Source organism: Pseudomonas sp. SYWMCR5 (assembly GCF_057197165.1).
Genome location: NZ_JBXUNH010000001.1, coordinates 861,816 through 883,046, shown reverse-complemented (window position 1 = coordinate 883,046; position 21,231 = coordinate 861,816). Strand labels below are relative to the sequence as shown.

The window sequence follows — 21,231 nt, the reverse complement described above, 5'->3', positions numbered from 1 at the left end:
CATGGCAACAACTCAGGGGCAGGTGTCGCAATTCGACTTCTACTGGCAACAGCAGGGGGAATGGGTCGAGGCGCCCAATCAGCGACGTGGCGGCGAAAGTGGCGTGCAACGCCTGGATGATGGCAACGGCCACCTGCTCTATGCCAAGCGCCAGGTCGGGCACATCTACCGCAGCCTGCTGCATCCCTTCGGTCGTCCCACGGTGTTGCGAGAGCTGGACGCCCTGAACAGTTTCGAGCAGTTGGGGGTTCGGGTGCCGCGCATCGTCTTTGCTGGTGCCGAGCGCGACGCCGAGCACCAATGGCGGGCACTGCTGGTCAGTGAAGCGCTGGATGGATTCGTCGATCTCGACACCTGGCACGCCCAGGGCGCCCGTGAGCATTACCCGCAGGTGCTGCATGAGCGCATGCTCAAGGACCTGGCTGACAATCTGGCGCGGATGCATCTGGGCCACTGGCAGCACGGCTGCCTGTACGGCAAGCATGTGTTCGTCAAGGTGAGCGGCGAAGGCGAGCAGGCGCGGGCCGAAGTGGCTCTGCTGGACCTGGAGAAGTGCCGCCGCCGCATCAGTTGCCAGCGCGCGGCCTACAACGACCTGCGCCAGCTGCGCCGCCATTCGTCGTTCAATGAAGCGGAGTGGCAAACCTTGCTCTACTTTTATGAGAGGGCGTTTGGCAGCGCTGTCAAAGGGTTAGGTCGATGAAACTAGAAATAGCTCGAGCTTTGTTCCTGGTGGCCGCGCTTGGCGTGACCAGCGTGGCCGTGGCGGCCTGGGAGGTGCCACGGCCGACCGTGTTCAGCAAGAGCGACGCGGCGGGGCAGTGTGCCACACCGCGGGTGACAAAGCCGGAGCAGGCGCAGGCCCAGGCTCAGCCGGATCATGACCTGCTGTTGTTCCTGTTTGGGATGCGCCAGGGGCTGCGGCCGTTTGGTTGAGCCATCGAACACAAGGCCCCGCAGAAGCGGGGCCTTGTTGTTTCTGGCTAATGGGTTTGTGGTCTTTCCGGGCGTGGGGTTGTGCCGTCCATCCCTTGGCGCTCGTCCGCCACCGTCCGATGCGCCAGCAAGGTGTACACGCAGGGCAGTACGAACAAGGTAAACAGCGTGCCGATCGACATGCCGGTGGCAATCACGATACCGATGTCGAACCGGCTCACTGCGCCGGCACCCGTCGCCAGGATCAGTGGCACCATGCCGAATACCATTGCTGCGGTGGTCATCAGCACCGGCCGTAGACGGATCGCCGCGGCTTCCTCGATCGCCTCGCGCACCCCCAGGGCCTTTTCCTCGCGCAGCTGGTTGGCGAACTCGACGATCAGGATGCCGTGCTTGCTGATCAGTCCGATCAATGTCACCAGCCCGACCTGGGTGTAGATGTTCATGCTCGAGACGCCGAGAAACAGCGGCAGCAGTGCGCCACAGATCGACAGCGGCACGGTCACCAGAATCACCAGTGGATCGCGGAAGCTTTCGAACTGTGCGGCCAGCACCAGGAAGATGATCGCCAGGGCCAGACCGAAGGTCACCCACAGGGCACTGCCTTCCTGGACGAACTGCCGCGCGGCGCCGGCATAGTCGAAGGCAAAGCCCTCCGGCGCCTCCTCGCGGGCGATGCTGCGGATGGTATCCAGCGCCTCGCCCATGCTGACCATAGGTACGCCCTGGATGATCGCCGAGTTCAACTGCTGGAACTGGTTGAGCTGGCGTGGTCGGGCACGTTCGCTGAGGGTGATCAGGGTCGACAGGGGCAATAACTGGCCCTGATCGTTCTTCACGTAATAGTTGTTCAGCCAGCCGGCGTTGTCGCGGTAGGCCCGTTCGACCTGGGCGATCACCTTGTAGCTGCGCCCTTCGAGGGTGAAACGGTTGATCTCCGCCTCGCCCAGCAGGGTGGCCAGCGTTCCCCCGAGGGTGTCCATCGACACCCCCATCTGCGCCGCCTTGGCCCGGTCGATATCGACCACCACTTCGGGCTTGTCGAAGGCCAGGTCGATGTCGAGGAAGGCGAACTTGCCCGAGGCCTGGGCGCGCTCCTTGACGCGCTGGGCCACCTCCAGCAGGGCAGGATAGTCGCCTGCGGTGTTGAGCACGAACTGGAACGGCAGGCCTTCGCCAGTACCCGGCAACGATGGCAGGTTGAAGCCGAAGATCTGCAGCCCGCCGATGTCCTCGAGCTTGGCCTGCACCAGCGGCAGCAGTTGCATCTGCGTACGTTCGCGCTCGTTCCAGGGCTTGAGCAGAAAGCCGCCAATGCCGCTTTGTACCCCATTGAAACCGTTGATCTGGAACGAGGAGTAATACTCGGGGAAGGTCTTGAACAGCGGTGTGAAACGGTCGGTGTAGGCGTTGAGGTAATCCAGGTTGGCCGGCTGCGGCGAGCTGCTCATCATGAAGATCACCCCCTGGTCTTCGTTGGGCGCCAGCTCGTTCTGGGTGAACTTGAGCAGTACCGGGATCAGGCACAGGATGATCACGGCGAAGACGATGACCACCGGGCGGCTGTCGAGGGTGCCGTGCAGCAGGCGCTGGTAACGCACTTTCAGGCGCTCGAAGATCTGGTCCAGGCGATGGGCCAGGCCTTTCTCGCTCTGCTCGGGGCGCAGCAGCAGGGCGCACATCATCGGTGACAGGGTCAGGGCCACGATTCCGGAGATCACCACCGCACCCGCCAGGGTCAGGGCGAACTCCTTGAACAGCGCGCCGGTCAGCCCGGTGAGGAAGCCGATCGGTGCGTACACCGCCGCAAGGGTGATGGTCATCGACACCACCGGCATGGCGATTTCCCGCGCGCCTTCGAGGGCGGCTTCGAACGGCGTCTTGCCCTCCTCGATATGGCGGTGGATGTTCTCCACCACGACGATCGCGTCGTCCACCACCAGGCCGATGGCCAGCACCATGGCCAGCAAGGTCAGCAGGTTCAGCGAATACCCCATCATCTGCATGAAGAACAGCACGCCGATCATCGACAGCGGGATGGTGATCACCGGGATCAGCACCGAGCGCAGCGCACCGAGGAACAGGAACACCACGACGATGACGATCAGCACCGCTTCGCCGAGGGTCTTGATCACTTCATCGATGGAGGCCTGAATGAACAGCGTGGCGTCGTAGGCGATGGAGACTTTCAGTGCCGAGGGCAACTGGCTTTGCAGGTCCGGCATGATTCGCCGCACCTCCTTGATCACCTCCAGCGGGTTGGCCGAAGGCGTGGCCTTGATGCCGATATAGACAGACGGGATGCCGTCGAAGGAACTGACCGTGTCGTAGTTCTCCGCGCCCATCTCGATGCGCGCCACATCGCCGAGCAGCACACGACTGTCGCCGACGGTCTTGACCGGCAGGGCGGCGAAGGCTTCGGCGGACTTCAGTTCGGTGGTGGCATTGACGCTGGTGACCACGTATTCGCCTTTCACCTCGCCGGCGGCAGCCAGGAAGTTGTAGCGGCGCACCGCGCTGGTGACATCGGTGGCCGAAAGGCCGAACCCGGCCAGCTTCACCGGGTCGACCCAGATGCGCATGGCGAACACCTGGTTGCCGAGGATTTCGGCTTCGGCCATGCCTGGCAGGGTCGCAAGCTTGGGCTGGATGACCCGTGACAGGTAGTCGGTGATCTGCGGGTTGCTCATCTCGCTGCTGTAGAAGCTGATGTACATCAGCGCCGAGGCATCGGCGGCTTCCTTGCTCAGGACCGGGTCTTCGGAGTCCTGCGGCAGCTTGTTGCGCACCTCGTTGGCCTTGGCCAGCAGTTGGGTGAACAGGCGATCCGTGTCGGCACCGATGCGCGCGTAGACCGAGATCACCGAAAAGTTCTGACGGCTCACCGAGGTCATGTAGTCGATGCCGTCGGCGCTGGCCAGGCTCTGCTGCAGCGGTTGGGTGATGTAGCCCTGAATGGTCTCGGCGTTGGCACCGGGGTAGGCGGTGGTTACCGTGATCAGGGCGTTTTCCATCTGCGGGTACTGGCGGATCTGTAGCTTGCTCCAGGCCTGGAAGCCGAGCAGCAGGATCAGCAGGCTGACCACGCTGGCGAGCACGGGGCGGCGGATGAACGGGTCGGTGAATGCCATGCCAGCCTCCGCGTCAATGGGTGGCAGCCGCGCCTTGGGCGTCGGCGGGCGACAGGGGCGGGTCCTGGCTGATGCGTATCGCAGCGCCGGGGCTGAGTTTGAGCTGTCCGGCAGTGACCACCTGCTCGCCGGCCTGCAGCCCCTTGCGCACCACCACCACGCCATCGCGGCGCTCGCCGGTCTGTACGGTGCGCTGTTCGGCAACCAGTTGTGTCTGGCCATCGTCGGCCTTCTTCTCGCCGACCACATACACCGAGTTGCCGTAGAGGGTGTAGGTGATCGCGCTCTCCGGCACCACCACCTGCAATTGCGGGTCGGGCAGCAGCACCAACAGGCTGGCGAACATGCCCGGTAGCAGCTTGCCGTCCGGGTTGGCCAGAGTGGCGCGCAGCAGCAGGTTGCGCGTACTTTCCTCGACCTTGGGATTGATCGCGCTGAGGCGGGCGGGGAAGGTCTGGCCGGGGAAGGCCGCCACCTGCACCAGCACCTGCTGGTCGAGGGACAACTGTGGCAGTGCCTGTTCGGGCACGTTGAAGTCGACGTAGAGGCTGGAAAGGTCCTGCAGCGTGGCAATCACCGTGCCGCTGGCCAGATAGTCGCCGACATCCACCTGGCGAATGCCGATGGTGCCGCTGAACGGCGCCTTCATGCTTTTTTTGGCCAGCGAGGCCTTGAGCTGTTCGACCACGGCCTGGTTGCGCCGGTACTGGGCGGTGAGGCGGTCGAACTCACCGCGGGAGATGGCCGAGTCGCCTACCAACTGGCTGCCGCGGCCGAAATCGACCTTGGCCAGGCCCAGGTCGGCCTGGGCGGTGCCCAGCAGCGCGGCCTCCTGTTCGCTGTCCAGTTCGAGCAGCAGTTGCCCGACCTTGACCTGTTGCCCGGAATCGAAAAGCAGGCGCTTGACCGTTCCGGCCACTTCCAGGCTGAGCTCGACGCCCTGCAGCGCCTTGAGGCTGCCGACCGCGGGCAGGCGCTCCTGCCACTGGCGTTGTTCGGCCTTGGCGGCGGCGACGCTGATCGCGGGTTTGGGAGCGGAAAAGACCTGGATCTGGCGGTAGATCGAAAAGGCCTTGATGCCCCCCAGGGCGAGCACGATCAGCAGCACCACGGCCAACATGATCAGCATGCGGCGGCGTAGCATGGTCCGGTTCCTTGGATGTGATTGTTATGGGTATGGCACGAACACGGGCGATCCTGCCCACGTGCGGATGAAGGGAAGTATTGACTGTTTTTCGGGAAGTGGGAGATGTATCGGCTGAGCTGGCCCTATCGCAGGGCGAGCCTGCTCCCACCACCCGTGGATGCCGGGCCTGTGGGAGCGGGCTCGTCCCGCGATAGGGCCGGTGTGGCCAGTGCTGAATCAGACCAGATGCAGGTGATTGTCCCAAAGCCCGGATGGCAGATTCATGGGCTGCCCGACCAGCTCTGCCTTGCGGCAGTCGTAATAGCGGCAGCGCCCCTGCCCGGAGGTGACGACGAAGCCGTCCTTGACCGCGCCGACCCCGGCGCAGTCGGGCATCGGTGCATCGAGTTTCACCGCGCCGCTGTCCAGGTCCCAGATGAACAGGCGGTTGGCCCGCGGTGCAGTCAGTGCCACCAGGCGCAGGTCACTGTGCACGGCGACGCTGGCGGTGTACTGGGCCATGGACTGCAACTGATGCTCCGGCACCGGGAACGGCTTGAATGCCTCGCCCGGGCGTTTGATCGCGAGCAGTTCGGCGGTTTCTTCAGAACCTCCCATGAACTGCTGGCAGGCAAGGACGGTGCCGTCGTTGCCCACCGCGAGATGGCGCACGCTGTTCATCTGCTGGGCCAGCGTCTCCTTGCTAAGCAGCGTGCCATCACGCTGCATCAGCACCAGGCTGGGCTCCATGGCGTCGAGGTTCATCTCTACCCGGCTTTCCGCCTCGGTGCGGATGCCACCGTTGGCCACCACCAGGGTTTCGCCGTCGGGCATCCAGGCCACCTCATGGGGGCCGACGCCATGGGTGGAGATCTCTCCGCTGTGTACCAGGCGCTGACCCTCGAAGCGGTAGACGCCGAGCACCCCGCGCCCGGGGTCGGTGGTGTCGTTTTCGGTGGCGTATAGCCATTCGCCATCCTTGTGGATGACCGCATGGCCGTAGAAGTGCCGGTTCGGTTGCGAGGTGAGCGTCTGCAGCAGACGCCCGTCGCGCAGGTCGATCAGGTAGCTTTCGGTACCCGGGCGACGGGCGACGAACAGGGCGATCGGCTGCTCGGGGTGATGGATGATCGCATGGCAACGCTGGGCCACCTGGGTGGCGAACACCTGGGTACCGTCGAGGCGGTAGCCTACGGCATGGTGGCCGCCATCGGCATCGTCACGCGCCGACAGCAGCAGGGGCTCGCTGCCCTTGTTGCGCAGCAGGGTCCAGCCGCCGAGCGTCAGGGCGCTGAGCAGCACGCTACCGAGTTTGAGGGCCTGGCGTCGCAGCATGATCAGTCACCGTCGTTGGCATTGAAGCCCAGCTGGATGTTCAACGCCTTGGCCAGCTCACCTTCGTGCAGGCGATGGACGACGTTGAGGCTGTCGTAGATCTGGTTGAGGGTCTGTTTGCCGGCATCGTCGGCGAGCAGTTCGCCCAGGGTCTTCTGGTTGTCGGCCAGCAGTTTGGCAGCGGTGGCGTAGGCATCGTCGATCTTTTGCGCCAGCGCGCTCTGATCCTTGCCCAGCAAACCGCGCAGGCCTTTGTTGTCGACGCCGGTCCAGACGGCTTCGGCAGCCTTGAGCGAAGCCTCCAGGCTCTTGAGCGAGGAGTGGCTGCGCCAGGCTTCGGCCTGCAGGGGCTGAGGGATGCCCTTGCTCTGACGGCCCATGGGGGCGCCGAGTTTCTTCTTCAGCGTGTCCAGGGCGGTAACCTGCGCGCGCAGCAGGTCGGCGATCGCTTCATGCGAATCGGCGTAGCGCTGGTTGGGGAACTTGGTCATCTGCGACAGCATGCCATCGGTGCTGTTCCAGCTCTTGAGAATGTCTTCGGCCAGGGCTTTCTGGTGTTCGGCGATGGCCACCAGCAGCGGGCAGTAGCGGGCTTTCTGCTCGGCGGTGGCGATGTCCGGCTTGCTGTCGAAGAGGATGTACTCGTAGGCCGACAGGCCACGGACCACGACGCTGGCCTTGCCGAGAGCATCGGCATCGACCGGCTTGTCGCCGCTGACCAGTTGCTCGACCTGGCGACCGACCAGGTTCTTCTTGTCGGGCCAGAACTGCACCTGCCAGGCGCGGTTGCCTTCGGCCAATGGGCCGACCAGCAGCGGCTGCAGTTCGGCCCAGGCCTTCTGCGCGTTGAGGAAGTCGGCGCGGGCGGTGTCCAGGCTCTGCTTGCCTTCGCAATAGGCCAGGGCGCTGGCGGCCAGTTGGCGGTCGGCCTCGACCCAGCGGCTGTAGGTCGGCAGGATCACCTGCTGGGCGATGGCGGCGGAGGTCACCGCCTGCTGGTCCTGCGGCGAGCAGGCGCCCAGGGCGATGGCGGCGAGGCTGGTGAACAACAGTTTGGGTCGGAACATGCCCGGCTCCTTGCGCGTTTAAAGTGAGTTCAGGAAAGCCAGCAGCGCGGCGCGTTGCTCGGCATTGAAGGTCAGTACGTGACGGCGTGCAGCCTCGGCTTCGCCACCGTGCCAGAGCACGGCCTCGAGCAGGTTGCGGGCGCGACCGTCATGGAGGAACTGGGTGTGGCCGCTGACGGTTTCGGTCAGGCCGATGCCCCACAGCGGCGGGGTCCGCCAATCCTGGCCACCGGCGGCGAACTCGCTGCGGTTGTCGGCCAGGCCCGGGCCCATGTCGTGTAACAGCAGGTCGCTGTAGGGGCGGATCACCTGGTTGGCCAGTTCTGGCTCGACGTTGTCGTTACCGGTGGTGAACTGCGGTGTGTGGCAGCCCTGGCAGCCCGCCTGGAAGAACAGGTTCTTGCCGGCCAGCACCTGCGGCGAATTCACCTCGCGGCGTGCAGGCACCGCCAGGTTGCGGGTGTAGAACGTCACCAGGCGCAGGATGTTGTCGCTGACTTCCTTTTCGCCGTTGTCACCGTCACCGTTGGGCGCGGCGCGACATTCGACCTGCGCCGGCGTGCAATCGTCCTCGGGCTTGAGGGTGCTGGTCAGGCCCATGTCGCCAGCGAAGGCGTGGACGTTCTGCTGGTTGACGTTGGGCTGCCCGGCTTTCCAGCCGAAGCGGCCGACCACGGTCTTGCCCTGGGCATCGTCCCAGACCCGGTTGGCGCGGCCGCGGATGCCGTCGTTGTTGCGATCATCCGGGTCTTCGTTGGCCAAAAGCGCAGCCTCCGGGATGGCCTCGAGCAGTCCGAGGCCGATCATGGGCGGGGCGACGCGGGCGGAGATGCGTGTGTCCGGGTGCATCGGGCCGTAGCCGAGCTGGGTGATCTCCACGGTCGGGCGGCGCAGTTCGACCTGGTGGCCATCGTTGAACCTGACCGTTTCGTGCTCATAGCTGACCCGCACCTTGCCTTCCGGCGGCACGCCTGGGATCGACATGTCTTGCAGTTGCGTGCCGTAGACCGGCTCGGGAACCACGCCGAGGCGCTCGATTTCCTTGACGAACTGCGGCTGGTCGGGGATCGACAGGCGCACCAGCATGGAGACGGCATTGCGGGCGTCGGCCTCAGGCGGATGACCACGGCCGTCGCGGATGTGGCAGTTCTGGCAGGCGTTGGTGTTGAACAGCGGGCCCAGGCCATCGCGGGCAGTGGTGGTCGAAGGCGCGATCACCCAGGGGCTGCGGAAGAAGCTGTTGCCGACGCTGAAATCCAGGCGTCGCTCGGGCGTGAGGTTGGCCGAGGGCATCGAGAAGGCGTTGCGGTCGCTGCGCAGGATCGTCGCCTTGCCGCCGGACAGCGCTTCGCCGGGCTCGGCCTGGGTGAAACGCGGAGCGTCGTCACAGGCGGCCAGGACGGTGACCAGTAGCAGAAGTGGGAGTCGGGACAGCGACGAGGACATCGAGAATCCTGGGCGTGAGCGAAAAACCGGCGTGCAAGCTTAGCAAAATGGGGATGTTTGAATAAGAGCAATTTGCAATTGCCTGCTGAATCCGCTGGCGACCCCTTCGCGGGCAAGCCCGCTCCCACAGGTACCAGTGGGAATGGGCTTGCCCGCGAAGGGGCGGGTTTGGTCAGCGCAAAGCCCGGACATGAAAAAGGCGACCCGAAGGCCGCCCCTTTCAACCCTTCACCCTGGCATCAGAACTCGTGGTCTGCGGTGTCCGGGTTCAGGTTGTCGATGCCCAGCTTGCCGGCGGCCTGCTCGATGGCACCGGTCTGCTTGACCAGTGCGGCGATGGCGTCGCGCACCACCTGGTTGCCTGCAGCGTTGTCGGCAGCGATCAGCTGGTCGTAGTGCTCGCCCTTGAGGGCGTGGTCGACGATCACCTGGATCTTCGCTTCGGTGTCCTGCAGGTCGGCCTTCAGGGTGGCGTCGGTGGCCGGGTCGACCTTGGCTACCAGCGACGACAGGCTCGGGCCGCTGACCTTGGAGCCGTCCGGACGGGTGTACTCGCCCAGGTAGACGTTGCGGATGCCCTTGGCGTCGTAGAAGTGCGACCAGTGGGTGTTGTCGCTGAAGCAGTCGTGCTCGTCTTCAGGCGAGTTGGCTTCCAGCGAGACCTTCATGCGCTCGCCCGCCAGTTCGCCCAGCGACAGGCTGCCCATACCGAACAGCATCTTGCGCAGGCCATCCTTGACCGGCTCGGCTTCCAGCGAAGCGCGGTAGTTGTCGGCGACGTTCGGTGCCCAGTTGCCGACCATCTCTTCGAGGTCGCTCACCAGCAGGTCGGTGACGGCCTTGAGGTAGGCGCGGCGACGGTCGTTGTGACCACCGGTGGCACCCTGGCCTTCGAGGTAGTCCGAAGCCGGACGGTTGCCTGCGCCTGGACCCGTGCCGTTGAGGTCCTGGCCCCAGAGCAGGAATTCGATGGCATGGTAGCCGGTGGCGACGTTGGCTTCGGAACCGCCCAGCTCGTTCAGGCTGGCCAGTTTCTCGGGAGTGATTTCCTTGACGTCGACCTTGTCTTCGCCGACCTGGATCTCAGGGTTGGCGATGATGTTGGCGTTGGCAGCCGGGTTGCCCAGGGCGTGCTCGTAGCTCTTGTCGACGTAGTCGATCAGGCCTTCGTCCAGGGGCCAGGCGTTCACCTGACCTTCCCAGTCGTCGATGATGGTGTTGCCGAAGCGGAAGGCTTCGCTCTGCAGGTAAGGAACGCGGGAAGCGACCCAGGCGTCCTTGGCGGCCTTCAGGGTTTCATCGTTGGGCTTGGCCAGGAAGGCGTCGATGGCGGTCTGCAGTTGCTTGGCGGTGCTCAGCGAGTCGCTGTACACGGCATGGACCATTTCGGCGTAGTGCTTGACCACGGCCTGGGCAGCAGCTTCATCGACAGCCCCCGGTGCGGCGGCGGTGCTGGCGGCAGGTGCCTGGGCTTGCGGAGCGGCGGCCTTGTCGTCCTTGCCTTCGCCGCAGCCGGCGAGAGCGATGGCGATGGCCAGCAGACTGGCGGAGGCCAGAGGCATTCGAATCATTGTTGGTTTCCCTGCGTCGTTTGGTTGGACCATGTGTTGGAAGCGCTGCGCCGTGGCACGCGAAACCGCAACATAATGCGAAAGATTTGCATTTGATGTAAAGGGTTGGCCGTGCTTTTCGTGCAAATGTCGTTTCCAGGGTCGTCAATGACGACCACGCTCAGAGTGCCGAGACCTGGTTGCGTTGGGCGTGCTTGAGGAAGGCGGTCAGCTCGCGCGAGGGCAGCGGCTTGCTGTAGTGGTAGCCCTGACCCTCATGGCAGCCCTGGGCGATGATGTAGGTTTCCTGCTCGGCGGTTTCCACGCCTTCGGCGATGACCTGCATGCCCAGGCTTTTGCCCAGCTGGATGATGGCACGGACGATGGTGGCATCGTCATCGTCGTCCAGCAGGTCCTGAACGAAGCTCTTGTCGATCTTGATCTTGTCCAGCGGCAGCGACTTCAGGTAACTGAGCGAGGAGTAGCCGGTGCCGAAGTCATCGATGGCGATCAGCGCCCCTGAGCGGCGCAGGCTCAGCAGGTGTTGCGCGGCGGTGCTGATGTCTTCCATCAGGCCAGTCTCGGTGACTTCCAGCTCCAGGCTGCGCGGTGGCAGACGGTAGGCCTGCAGCAGGTTGTTGACCACTCGCGGCAGCTCGTTGTGGTGCAGTTGCACGGTCGACAGGTTGACCGCCATGCGCAGCTCGCTGAAACCCAGGTCGTGCCACTCGCGCAGTTGGCGGCAGGCCTGGTCGAGCACCCATTCGCCGATGGCGATGATGTTACCGTTCTGTTCGGCCAGCGGAATGAACTGGTCCGGCGGGACCATGCCCAGCTCAGGATGCTGCCAGCGCAGCAGCGCCTCGACGCCGACCACGCGGTGGTCGCGGTAGCTGATCTGGGGTTGATACACCAGGTAGAGCTGGTTGCGCGGCAACGCCTCGCGCAGGTCTTTTTCCAGCTCGCGGCGCCGACGCATCTCGCTGTCGACGCTGGCAATATAGAACTGATAGCGGTTGCGCGAGCGGGCCTTGGCCAGGGTCATGGTCTGTTCGGCCTTTTGCAGCAGCTTCTCGGTGCTGTCGCCGTCTTCGGGGAACAGGGTGATGCCGATGGTGGCACGCAGGCGGATTTCCTGGTGGTCGAGGGCGAAGGGCACCTCCAGGTCGTCGAGAATGCTCTGGGCCAGCTCGGCGGCCTCGTAGGGCTGCTCGATGTTGGCCTGGACCAGGGCGAACTGGTCGCCACCCAGGCGAGCGAGGGCGCCGAGGCGGCCGCTGTGGGCGCGCAGGCGGTCGGCCAGGGCCAGCAGCAACTGGTCGCCGACCTGGTAGCTGAACTGTTCGTTGATGCCCTTGAAGTCGTCCAGGCCCACGCACAGTACGGCCACACGGTGCTGCAGGCGCCCGCCATCGACGAGAATCTTGTCCAGTTGCTGTTGCAACTGCTGGCGGTTGGGCAGGCCGGTAAGGAAGTCGTACTGGGCCATGCGCTGCAGGCTGTTTTCCGCCTCGTGGCGCAAATGGGTGTTGCGTTCGATGGAGGCCAGCAACTGGTTGGCGGTGTCGACCCACAAGCCGAGCTCGTTGCGTTCGTGGCCCTTGAGTTGGGGAATCTGGTGCTGGCTGGGGCGATCAGGGTTGATCTGGGTGAGGTGCTCGATGATTTTCGACAGCGGTTTGGTCAGTAGCCAGTGGTACACGAGGTAAAGCACCAGGCCCATGGCCAGGGCGCGCAGCACGCCGGAAATGAAGATGATGACCGCGTTGACCAGAAAGCCCTCGCCATAGCTGGCGGTATCGAGGGTGATGCTCAGGTCGCCGTAGTATTCGCTGTAGGGGCCGCGGCCGACCAGTTGGGTGGTGTAGGTGCGCTCCTGGCCGAGTATCAGGTCGGTCAACCAGCGCAGGGGCATGTCCTGCAGGGGGCGGGACTTCTGCGCGAGCATGGTTTCATTGGGGTGGCCGATGGAGGCCATGCGGACCGATTCGTCCTGGAACAGGCCCTCCATGACCTGCATGCCCATCTCTCGGTCGAGGCTGTAGACCGCTTGGGTGGAGGGGTCGCGGAACATGTCGAGGATGCGCTGGGCATCGTTGTTGACGGCCTGGCGGGTCTTGTAGGTGTCATAGACGATCTGCGCACAACTGAGAACGACGCCCACCGCGAGCGCCGACAGCAGCACGACCCTGAGCAACTTGACCGACAAGCTGTTCCGAAATTCCAGCTTCAATGGGGTTTCCTTAATCCATGCGCATGCCATTATTTTGCCATCAACCTTGGCAATACACTATCGACCGATTGCCGCGGCAGGCGAGGGGCCCGTCGCTGGATGCACCCTGAGTACTGTATCGGTTACGCGGCCATGCGACTTGAATGTCCTGCATCAACTTTCCAGAAGGTTGATGTTAGCGCGCTATTGGGGGGGAGCAAGAGAGGGGACGCGGGGCGCTTGAAAATAAGCGGTGGTTTTTCCGTTTCCTAGACCCTGGAGACAGAAAAACCCGGCCAGGGCCGGGTTTTTCGGAGCGCTGAACGAATCAGGCCTTGAAGGTCTTGCCTTCGAACTGCTCGGCAACGAACTTCCAGTTGACCAGGTTCCAGAACGCCTCGACGTACTTGGGACGCAGGTTGCGGTAGTCGATGTAGTAGGCGTGTTCCCAGACGTCGCAGGTCAGCAGCGGGGTGTCGCCGCTGGTCAGCGGGTTGCCGGCGCCGATGGTGCTGGCCAGGGCCAGGGAACCGTCGGCCTTCTTCACCAGCCAGCCCCAGCCGGAGCCGAAGGTGCCGACCGAAGTCTTGGTGAACTCTTCCTTGAACTTGTCGAAGGAACCGAAGGCCGCGTTGATCGCATCAGCCAGGGCGCCAGTCGGCTGGCCACCGGCGTTCGGTGCCAGGCAGTTCCAGTAGAAGGTGTGGTTCCAGACTTGAGCGGCGTTGTTGAAGATGCCGCCCGAGGAAGTCTTGACGATTTCTTCCAGCGACTTGCCTTCGAATTCGGTGCCTGGGACCAGGTTGTTCAGGTTCACGACATAGGTGTTGTGGTGCTTGTCGTGGTGAAACTCCAGGGTTTCCTTGGAGATGTGCGGCTGCAGGGCATCGTGGGCGTAGGGCAGCGGCGGCAATTCAAAAGCCATGGTGGATCTCCTGATTCAGGTCTGTTTGCGGTTTGCGCAAGGCCGATCACGGGCGGCCCGATGAGCGTCGGCGAGTTTGTACTCTTTGCGACGCAAGGGCTGGATCATAGCACCAGCCCCCGCGCATAACCACGCAACAACTATAGGGAATAGAGGTTCCAGAGCGGTTGGGCCCTGGCGACCAGTGGGGAATCAGCCGAGGATCAACTGCGCGGCCACGGCGAACATCATCACCGCCACCATCAGGTCCAGCAGCCGCCAGGTCCCGGGGCGCGCGAGCCAGGGCGCAAGCCAGGCGGCACCCAGGGCCAGGGTGAAGAACCACACCAGCGATGCGCTCGCCGCCCCGGCGACATAGGCACCGGGCACCGTCTGCTGGGCGCCGAGCGAGCCGATCAGCAGCACGGTGTCCAGGTAGACGTGGGGGTTGAGCAAGGTCACCGCCAAGGCACTGAGCAGTACGGCCCGGCGTGAACGCAGGCCCTGGCCTTGCTGCTGTTCCAGGCTCTGCTTGGAGCAGGCCCGCTGCAGGGCCTTGGCACCGTACCAGATCAGGAACACCGCGCCTCCCCAGCGTGCGGCGGCCAGCAAGGTCGGGTTGTGGGCCAGCACCGTCGCCAGGCCGAACACTCCGGCCGCCACCAGGATCGCGTCGCACAATACACACAGCAGGGCCACTGGCAGGTGATGTTCGCGGCGCAGGCTCTGGGCCAGGACAAAGGCGTTCTGGGTGCCGATGGCCATGATCAGGCCGAAGGCCACCAGCATGCCGTTCAAGTAACTCTGCCACATAGCGGGAACACTCCACGGGCGCCACCTTTGAAGGGCGACGCGGATTCACAAAGAAGATGCTGGCCATTGTGGGGAAGGGCGCTGTATAAGAAAAACAAATAGCACTCATCCGGCATTAGGAAAATCGATGTTCGACTACAAGTTGCTCGCTGCCCTCGCGGCGGTGATCGAACAAGGCGGGTTTGAGCGCGCCGCCCAGGTGCTCGGGCTTTCCCAGTCGGCTATCTCGCAACGTATAAAGCTGCTGGAGGCACGTGTCGGCCAGCCAGTGCTGGTGCGTGCCACGCCACCGAGCCCGACCGATGTCGGGCGACAGTTGCTCAACCATGTACAACAGGTGCGCCTGCTCGAACGTGACCTGCAGCGCCAGGTGCCCGCGCTGGATGAAGAGGGCATGCCCGAACGCCTGCGTATCGCCCTCAACGCTGACAGCCTGGCGACCTGGTGGGCCGGGGCGGTAGGGGATTTCTGTGCCGGGCAACGGTTGCTGCTGGACCTGGTGGTCGAAGACCAGGAAGTCGGCCTGCGGCGCATGCGTGCCGGCGAGGTGGCGGCTTGCCTGTGCGGTAGCGAGCGCCCGGTGGCAGGGGCGCGCAGCCAGCCGTTGGGGGCGATGCGGTATCGCGCGCTGGCCAGCCCGGCGTTCATGGCGCGGCATTTTCCGCAGGGGTTCGAGGTGGCGCGGCTGGCCCGCACACCGGCGGTGGTCTTTGGACCTGACGACTTCCTGCAGCACCGCTACCTGGCGTCATTGGGGATCGAGGATGGTTTTCTCCATCACCTGTGCCCGTCGTCCGAGGGTTTTTTGCGTCTGACCGAAGCCGGGCTCGGTTGGGGCCTGGTGCCCGAACTGCAGGCTCGCGAACAACTGGCCAGCGGCCAGTTGGTGGAAATCTGCAGCGATACGCCCATCGATGTACCGTTGTACTGGCATCATTGGCGCAATGGCGGGCAACTGCTCGCCCAACTGACAGAACACCTGCGCCAGGCGGCGCCAGGTTGGCTGGTGCCCTTGTAGGCACGGGCAGCGTCAACTGCATCTGTAATCTGGCAAGGCGGAGTCTTACATGCGAATTCTGGTCACCGGCGCGAGCGGCTTCATTGGCGGGCGCTTTGCGCGTTTTGCCCTGGAGCAGGGCCTGCAGGTGCGGGTCAACGGCCGCCGTGCCGAAGGCGTGGAGCACCTGGTCAAGCGCGGGGCGCAGTTCATTCCGGGCGACCTGGGCGACGCCGAGGTGGCGCGCCGTCTGTGCCAGGGCGTCGACGCCGTGGTGCATTGCGCGGGGGCGGTGGGCAACTGGGGGCGTTATCAGGATTTTCATCATGGCAACGTGGTGCTCACCGAGAACGTGGTCGAAGGTTGCCTGAAAGAACATGTGCGGCGCCTGGTGCACCTGTCGTCGCCGTCGATCTATTTCACTGGGCGCTCGCGCCTGGACATCCGCGAGGACCAGGTGCCGCGGCGTTTTCACGATCACTATGCGCTGACCAAGCACCTGGCCGAGCAGAAAGTCTTCGGTGCCCAGGAGTTCGGCCTCGAAGTGCTCGCCCTGCGCCCGCGCTTCGTCACCGGCGCAGGGGATGCGAGCATCTTCCCGCGGCTGATGCGCATGCAGGGCAAGGGACGTCTGGCGATCATCGGCAACGGCCTGAACAAGGTCGACTTCACCAGTGTGCACAACCTCAACGAGGCGCTGCTCAGCGCCCTGTTCGCCGAAGAGCAGGCGCTGGGCCAGGCCTACAACATCAGCAACGGCCAGCCTTTGCCACTGTGGGATGTGGTCAACTACGTGATGCGCCAGATGCAGTTGCCCCAGGTCACCCGCTACCGCTCCTATCGCCTCGCCTACAGCCTCGCGGCGGTCAACGAGGCGGCCTGCATGCTCTGGCCCGGGCGGCCGCAACCCACCCTGACACGCACCGCGATGCAGGTGATGAGCAAGGATTTCACCCTCGACATCAGCCGCGCCCGGCATAATCTCGACTACCGCCCCAAGGTCAGCCTGTGGACGGCGCTGGATGAATTCTGCGGCTGGTGGAAGCACCTGCCGGGCCAACAGTGAACCTGTCGGGCAGGCGGTGGTCAGCAGTGCGCCATCCCGGCGGTTTATAATATGTCTCTTTGCTATTAGTGCGGTCGAACCTACCCATGCGCAACGATGCCCACGATGATTTCGATGATGTGCCGGTCCTGAGGGCGGGTACTCCCGATGATGACGAGCTGCTCCCGGCCCATGTGGCACGTGGTCGGCAGAAAGCCGCGCGGCCGACCAGCAATGGCCCTTTGTGGGCGTTGCTGGTGGCCTCGTTCATCGCCCTGGCCGGGCTTGGCTGGTGGAGCTTCCAGCAGATTTCGCTGATGGAGCAGCAACTGGTGGCCACTCAGGAGAGCTTTGCCCGCATCAGCGAGGAAGCCGCCGGCCGCCTGCAAGCGATCAGCGGCAAGGTCGATGCCAGCGAGTCGAACAGCAGCACTGGCAGCGAAGCCCTGAAACTGCAGATTCGCCAGTTGCAGGCCAGCCTTGCCGAGCAGGGCAAGCAGCAGGAAGGCGTTGCCGGTCAGGCCGGCGATCTGGGCAAGCGCCTGGAACAGGTGCTGGCCGATACCCGCGAGCAGCAGAAGGCAGTGACCGAGCTACAGACCCAGTTGCAGGCGCAGCTCAAGGCAGTGAACACCGAGCTTGCGGCACTCAAGTCGGGCCAGGTCGATGGCGGCAAGCTCGATGGCCAGCTCAAGAGCCTGAGCAGCGAGGTGGCAGCGTTGAAGAAGCAAGGCGCTGCGCTCGAGAGCCTGGAGCAGGATGTGCTGGTGCTCAAGAGCCAGGCGGACAATCGCCCGGCAACTGCCAGTGGTGCCTCGGTGCAGGAGTTCGATGCTTTCCGTGGCCAGACCACGCGCAGCCTCAACACCCTGCAGAGCCAGATCCAGAACCTGCAGCAGCAGATCAACGCGCGGCCGTGAAAATGTAGCGTTTCAGCGCGGGTTGCAACCTTTGCGCAGATAGTCTTCCAGCGGCAGGTTCGGTCGGAACGGCTCGAGGTTCCATTCGGGCTTGTCGTGGGCGATACGCATGTGGCAGACCATCTGTTGGGTCATGCCACCCTTGTCATTATTCACCCAGCGTTGGTCTGCGCTGAATTTGTCGCGCATTTCCCGGTCAGCCGCGTTTTCCGCCTCTTCTGACGGGTTCGCTTTCACCGCCCTGGCGCAATCGGTCGGCACCAGTCCCAGCGCCCACTCCTTTTTACCCGGGTTGACGTCGCTGCGCTCGAACCAGTGGCCGGATACGAAGTAACGCTCACAGATCACGTCGCCCAGCTTTGCCTGGGAAGCTTCGACATAGTTGAAAAGAGCATCGCGATCTGCTTCTGGCAGTGTCAGTGTGATGATCGGGACGAAGGTTCCGGTTGCCTTGTAGAACTGACGTTGATCTTGCTGTGCCTTGAGCAGCCCCTGTGGACTGTCGTGCAGGTAGAAAAACGCCTGGATCGGCAGGTGAGCAGTGGGAATTCCCTCCCAGGTCTTGCCCCGCAGTTCGTTGTTCTGCTCGCCTGGCAGAAGCCCTGTGGCCTCTACCCCAGCATTGAAGCCGTTCACGGCGACCAGGCCCATCCCGTTAGCTACCGAGAAACCGCACTGCTTGGCGGGGTCATTGCCATAGTTGGCAAGCCATCCCTTGGCTGTGGTGATGTCTTGCAGATGGCAGGCGCGGCTGCTTGCGCCTCCCTCCTGTGATTCCCCGCAACCGTGGTCTGAACGCGTCCGTCGTCCACCGTCGACTGGAAAGAAGCACAGTAGCTGCAGCGTCCGACTTTCTTTCGGTTGTTGTTCTGCCGGGTAAATGATGTAGCCGTTGGTGTCGTTCAAGGCCAGATGGCTGAAGGTGGCATCTTTTGCCAGATACGTGTAGGCCGTACCGCCATTCTCGCGCTCCTCTGGTGTCGGATCCCAGCTGTTCTCCTGATTCATGTGGGTCGTGCCCTTGAGTATCACGCCTGCGCACAGGAAGCGGGGTTTGTTGGTGCTGCCACAGTTCGGGGGGCTCTGCAGGTAGCGGACACTCAGGGCATGTGCCGTTTCCGGTCCTGGCGCCGCCAGTGCTGAGTGATTGAGAACCAGACTGGCTGCAAGCAGGCTCAGCCTAAATAGGACGGGAGGCAGGTACATGGCAGCTCCATTGCAGGGTTGATGACGCTGTCCGCGCGAATTCGCTATGACAAACACTTGCTGTTTCATCGACCTTAGGCAAATACGTATATCTGAACAACTGGTAAAAATGATAGTGGCGTGCGGGCACCTGTTAATTTTGTCAGGTGTGCAGTCTTCAAGTTGTTGCTAGATTGTCATTGCAACTTCGCACTCCGGGTCAGGCTACAAGCAAGATACGGTTTCACCGTTTTTATTGTTATTGCCAGTTTCGCTCGCGTTGGGAATAACAGGCCAAATTTCATCTCTTGTAAAACATTGAAGCTGCTCGGTTGTATCCTGGCAACAGCATTCACTGTGCGACAGCGGTCGGGTCATCGTTTCGTCGGTGCCTCCAACTGGATTCGAAGTAACTCCAATTTTCGAGCACTCTGGAGCCTCGGCGGGGCCGCGTTTTCTTAAATTTTGGGGGATTTCATGAAGGGATCCAAACACGGCTATAACGTGCTTGTTCTGATGGGTACGGTGTATGTCAACTATCCCGACCTGGCCGTCGATCAGGTGGGTGGGTTGTACTGGAAAGGTGCGTTCACCTACAACCCGGCAGATCAAGGAGTGACACCATGAAAGCTCTGGCATGGATAGCCGTAGTCGGCTCGCTACAGTTAGCGCTGGTTGCCTGTGTCCCCAACGGCAAAGAAACCGCAGTACCTGAGCAGGCCGTGCGTGCGGGCTTCGATGTACCCGCACCGGTGCTGGTCGAAGCGCGTGACAGGCAGATCGGCCTCGATAGCTTCAAAGATGAGCTCAGTGTGCATGTGGACTACCCGGCGATGGCTGCAGGGCATACCGTCGGGTTGCGCTGGCAAGGCAAGAAATCCAAGTATTTGCCGGTTCAGACCGTCAAGCAGGCAGGGCCTCTGGTGTTCAAGGTGCCCAGGGAACTGGTCGAGGAAGTTGTCGGTGGTACTGCGCGACTGACCTCCAGTGTCGGGGTAAATGGCTCGAACTTGATCATTTCCGACCCACTCGTTGTAACGGTGGTGAAGTCGTTGCCGTTCGACGTTCCTGCACCGAAGCTGCTCGGCATCGACAAGAACGGCGATTATCGTCCAGGCAGCTATGTCACGACGGTTGAAGTTGACTATCCCGGCATGAAAGTGGGTGACATGGTCGGACTTCGATGGAAAGGCCGCAAAACCCGCGATCTGTCGCTCAAGGAGGTCAAGAAAGTTGCGCCGGTGTCATTCGAGGTACCGTTCGATACGGTCAGCCTCTTTACTGGAAGTGCGGTGATCATCTCCGCCAGTGTGGGTGGAGACGGAAATCCGTTGCGTATTTCCCAGGCGCTCAGTGCGCGAATACTGGAACGGATGATGATTGAGGCGCCCACAGCCGAGCAAGCCTCGAAGGGTGAACTCGACCTCAATCTGATCATGGGCAGCACGACGATCAAGGTGGATGGCCAGCAGTTGCGCAAGGGCGATACCGTCGGAATGCGCTGGCAAGGAGGGGCGCGTCTGGACCTGCCCACGCAACGATTCGGCGGTACGGGAGATATCCGCTTCCAGATCGCCAAAGACGATGTTGCCAAGGACCTAGGCAAGACCGTGAGGCTCACTGCGAGCCTGGGGCGTGGCGGCAATCCGCTGGTGATTTCCGAGCCGCTGGATTTGAAGATCGTCAAGTCCGCACTTGCTCCCGGGGAGGTCGTCGCAGCACGCTTGAACGAGCGCTACCGCAAGGTACCTGCTGCCTGTGCCGGCAATACCCCGGCGTACTACTGCAGCGGTGTGCTGGCGCGGGGCACGTACAACGAGAATTTCGATCCTTGGAACCCGAGTCCGAACGCGGTGAAGCTGGGGGGCGTGTCGTTCACATACCTGCGCATGGACTCCCATGTCACCAGCCTCGCCATAAACAGTGGCTTCATCTTCAGCGACCAGGAAACCGCCATCGCTCAGAACAAGGCCCAGGAACTGCTCTGTATCTATCCCCATAACGCAGGCACTTCGAGTAATTACAAGCAGAACGGTTGTGGATCCCGACAGGGGCTTCTGGCTGCCGATCTGAGCTCCTGTGCTGCAAAAGGTATTACCACGGCAGCGCAGTGGATCACACATGCCTCTGGTATCGCCAACAGCACCTTGCAATGTTCGCTGAGCACACAGGTACCCTCGCAGTTCCTGGCCGCGTTGGAGGCGAAGGGCACACCGCTGAGAATTTCGAGTCCCTGGAACGAGGTTCTCGTGCGGACCTGGGCGCAGAATATCGGTGAGAAACTGCCTCTCGAGGCTTTCTTCTACTTTGCCAATGTGGCCGGAGCGGACGCGAGCGCCAAGACATACCAGACAAAATTCAAAGCTCGCACCAATCTTTGGGTTCCGGTGATCAGGCTGGATCAGACCCAGTATGGCAAGGGCAATCCCTTCGAATACCGGGCTGTGGATCAGGCGGTGCAGCCATGAAGGCCCATGGCAGGTGGCGGATGAGTCACGCAGAGTAAACCGCTTCGGCATTATTGCCTGTGGGTTCTGGCCACTAAGCGGACACCAGCAGAGGAT

The 21,231-nt window shown here is 62.9% G+C and carries 17 protein-coding genes; 7 read left to right on the top strand and 10 right to left on the bottom strand.

From position 1 onward, the window contains the following. Window position 1 precedes the first annotated feature (1 nt). The gene (locus AC2CGW_RS04165) at window positions 2–703 is read left to right on the top strand and encodes a lipopolysaccharide kinase InaA family protein (protein WP_484573573.1); all 702 of its coding nucleotides are present in this window, start codon (window positions 2–4) and stop codon (window positions 701–703) included. After that, window positions 700–936, top strand: coding sequence for a hypothetical protein (locus AC2CGW_RS04160; RefSeq protein WP_054893826.1), 237 nt, complete (start codon window positions 700–702; stop codon window positions 934–936). Before AC2CGW_RS04165 ends, AC2CGW_RS04160 begins: the two co-directional genes overlap by 4 nt. Before the next feature lie 47 nt (window positions 937–983). Here the strand turns inward: AC2CGW_RS04160 and AC2CGW_RS04155 are convergent, their stop codons facing one another. The 9 genes from AC2CGW_RS04155 to AC2CGW_RS04115 form a co-directional block, all read right to left on the bottom strand. After that, entirely contained in the window at window positions 984–4,067 is a 3,084-nt protein-coding gene (locus AC2CGW_RS04155; protein WP_484573572.1) for a multidrug efflux RND transporter permease subunit, read from the bottom strand. Between the two features lie 13 nt (window positions 4,068–4,080). Further along, window positions 4,081–5,211, bottom strand: coding sequence for an efflux RND transporter periplasmic adaptor subunit (locus AC2CGW_RS04150; protein ID WP_484573571.1), 1,131 nt, complete (start codon window positions 5,209–5,211; stop codon window positions 4,081–4,083). Between the two features lie 219 nt (window positions 5,212–5,430). After that, a complete protein-coding gene (locus AC2CGW_RS04145) occupies window positions 5,431–6,528 on the bottom strand; it encodes a DUF1513 domain-containing protein (protein WP_186667326.1) in 1,098 nt (365 codons plus the stop codon). 2 nt (window positions 6,529–6,530) lie between these two features. After that, window positions 6,531–7,595 carry an imelysin family protein gene (locus AC2CGW_RS04140; RefSeq protein WP_186667325.1) on the bottom strand — a complete coding sequence of 355 codons (1,065 nt, stop codon included), beginning with the start codon at window positions 7,593–7,595 and terminating at the stop codon, window positions 6,531–6,533. A gap of 18 nt (window positions 7,596–7,613) precedes the next feature. Then, window positions 7,614–9,041, bottom strand: coding sequence for a di-heme oxidoreductase family protein (locus AC2CGW_RS04135; protein WP_186667324.1), 1,428 nt, complete (start codon window positions 9,039–9,041; stop codon window positions 7,614–7,616). Between the two features lie 239 nt (window positions 9,042–9,280). Continuing rightward, window positions 9,281–10,612, bottom strand: coding sequence for an imelysin family protein (locus AC2CGW_RS04130; protein ID WP_186718790.1), 1,332 nt, complete (start codon window positions 10,610–10,612; stop codon window positions 9,281–9,283). A gap of 160 nt (window positions 10,613–10,772) precedes the next feature. Continuing rightward, the gene (locus tag AC2CGW_RS04125; protein WP_411383172.1) at window positions 10,773–12,824 is read right to left on the bottom strand and encodes a putative bifunctional diguanylate cyclase/phosphodiesterase; all 2,052 of its coding nucleotides are present in this window, start codon (window positions 12,822–12,824) and stop codon (window positions 10,773–10,775) included. Between the two features lie 307 nt (window positions 12,825–13,131). Beyond that, on the bottom strand, window positions 13,132–13,728 hold the full coding sequence (locus AC2CGW_RS04120; protein ID WP_186710808.1) for a superoxide dismutase: 597 nt from the start codon (window positions 13,726–13,728) through the stop codon (window positions 13,132–13,134). Window positions 13,729–13,920: 192 nt separating this feature from the next. Beyond that, on the bottom strand, window positions 13,921–14,520 hold the full coding sequence (locus tag AC2CGW_RS04115) for a LysE/ArgO family amino acid transporter (protein WP_186667320.1): 600 nt from the start codon (window positions 14,518–14,520) through the stop codon (window positions 13,921–13,923). Window positions 14,521–14,647: 127 nt separating this feature from the next. Here AC2CGW_RS04115 and AC2CGW_RS04110 point away from each other — a divergent pair, with 127 nt between their 5' ends. From AC2CGW_RS04110 to AC2CGW_RS04100, 3 genes are all read left to right on the top strand, one after another. Beyond that, entirely contained in the window at window positions 14,648–15,538 is an 891-nt protein-coding gene (locus tag AC2CGW_RS04110; protein WP_186667319.1) for a LysR family transcriptional regulator ArgP, read from the top strand. A 49-nt stretch (window positions 15,539–15,587) separates the two neighbouring features. Further along, complete coding sequence (locus tag AC2CGW_RS04105; protein ID WP_054893815.1) at window positions 15,588–16,583, top strand: NAD-dependent epimerase/dehydratase family protein; 996 nt, start codon at window positions 15,588–15,590, stop codon at window positions 16,581–16,583. 86 nt (window positions 16,584–16,669) lie between these two features. After that, entirely contained in the window at window positions 16,670–17,482 is an 813-nt protein-coding gene (locus tag AC2CGW_RS04100) for an ATPase (RefSeq protein WP_484573570.1), read from the top strand. A 12-nt stretch (window positions 17,483–17,494) separates the two neighbouring features. Here AC2CGW_RS04100 and AC2CGW_RS04095 read toward each other — a convergent pair whose 3' ends face one another. Then, window positions 17,495–18,688: a DUF2599 domain-containing protein gene (locus AC2CGW_RS04095; protein WP_186710814.1), complete on the bottom strand. Its 1,194-nt coding sequence runs from the start codon at window positions 18,686–18,688 to the stop codon at window positions 17,495–17,497. A 456-nt stretch (window positions 18,689–19,144) separates the two neighbouring features. On the opposite strand from AC2CGW_RS04095, the gene AC2CGW_RS04090 reads away from it, so the two are divergent. Then, entirely contained in the window at window positions 19,145–19,294 is a 150-nt protein-coding gene (locus AC2CGW_RS04090) for a hypothetical protein (protein WP_484573569.1), read from the top strand. After that, entirely contained in the window at window positions 19,291–21,135 is a 1,845-nt protein-coding gene (locus AC2CGW_RS04085; RefSeq protein WP_484573568.1) for a hypothetical protein, read from the top strand. The genes AC2CGW_RS04090 and AC2CGW_RS04085 overlap by 4 nt, the downstream gene beginning before the upstream one ends. The last annotated feature ends 96 nt before the right edge of the window (window positions 21,136–21,231 follow it).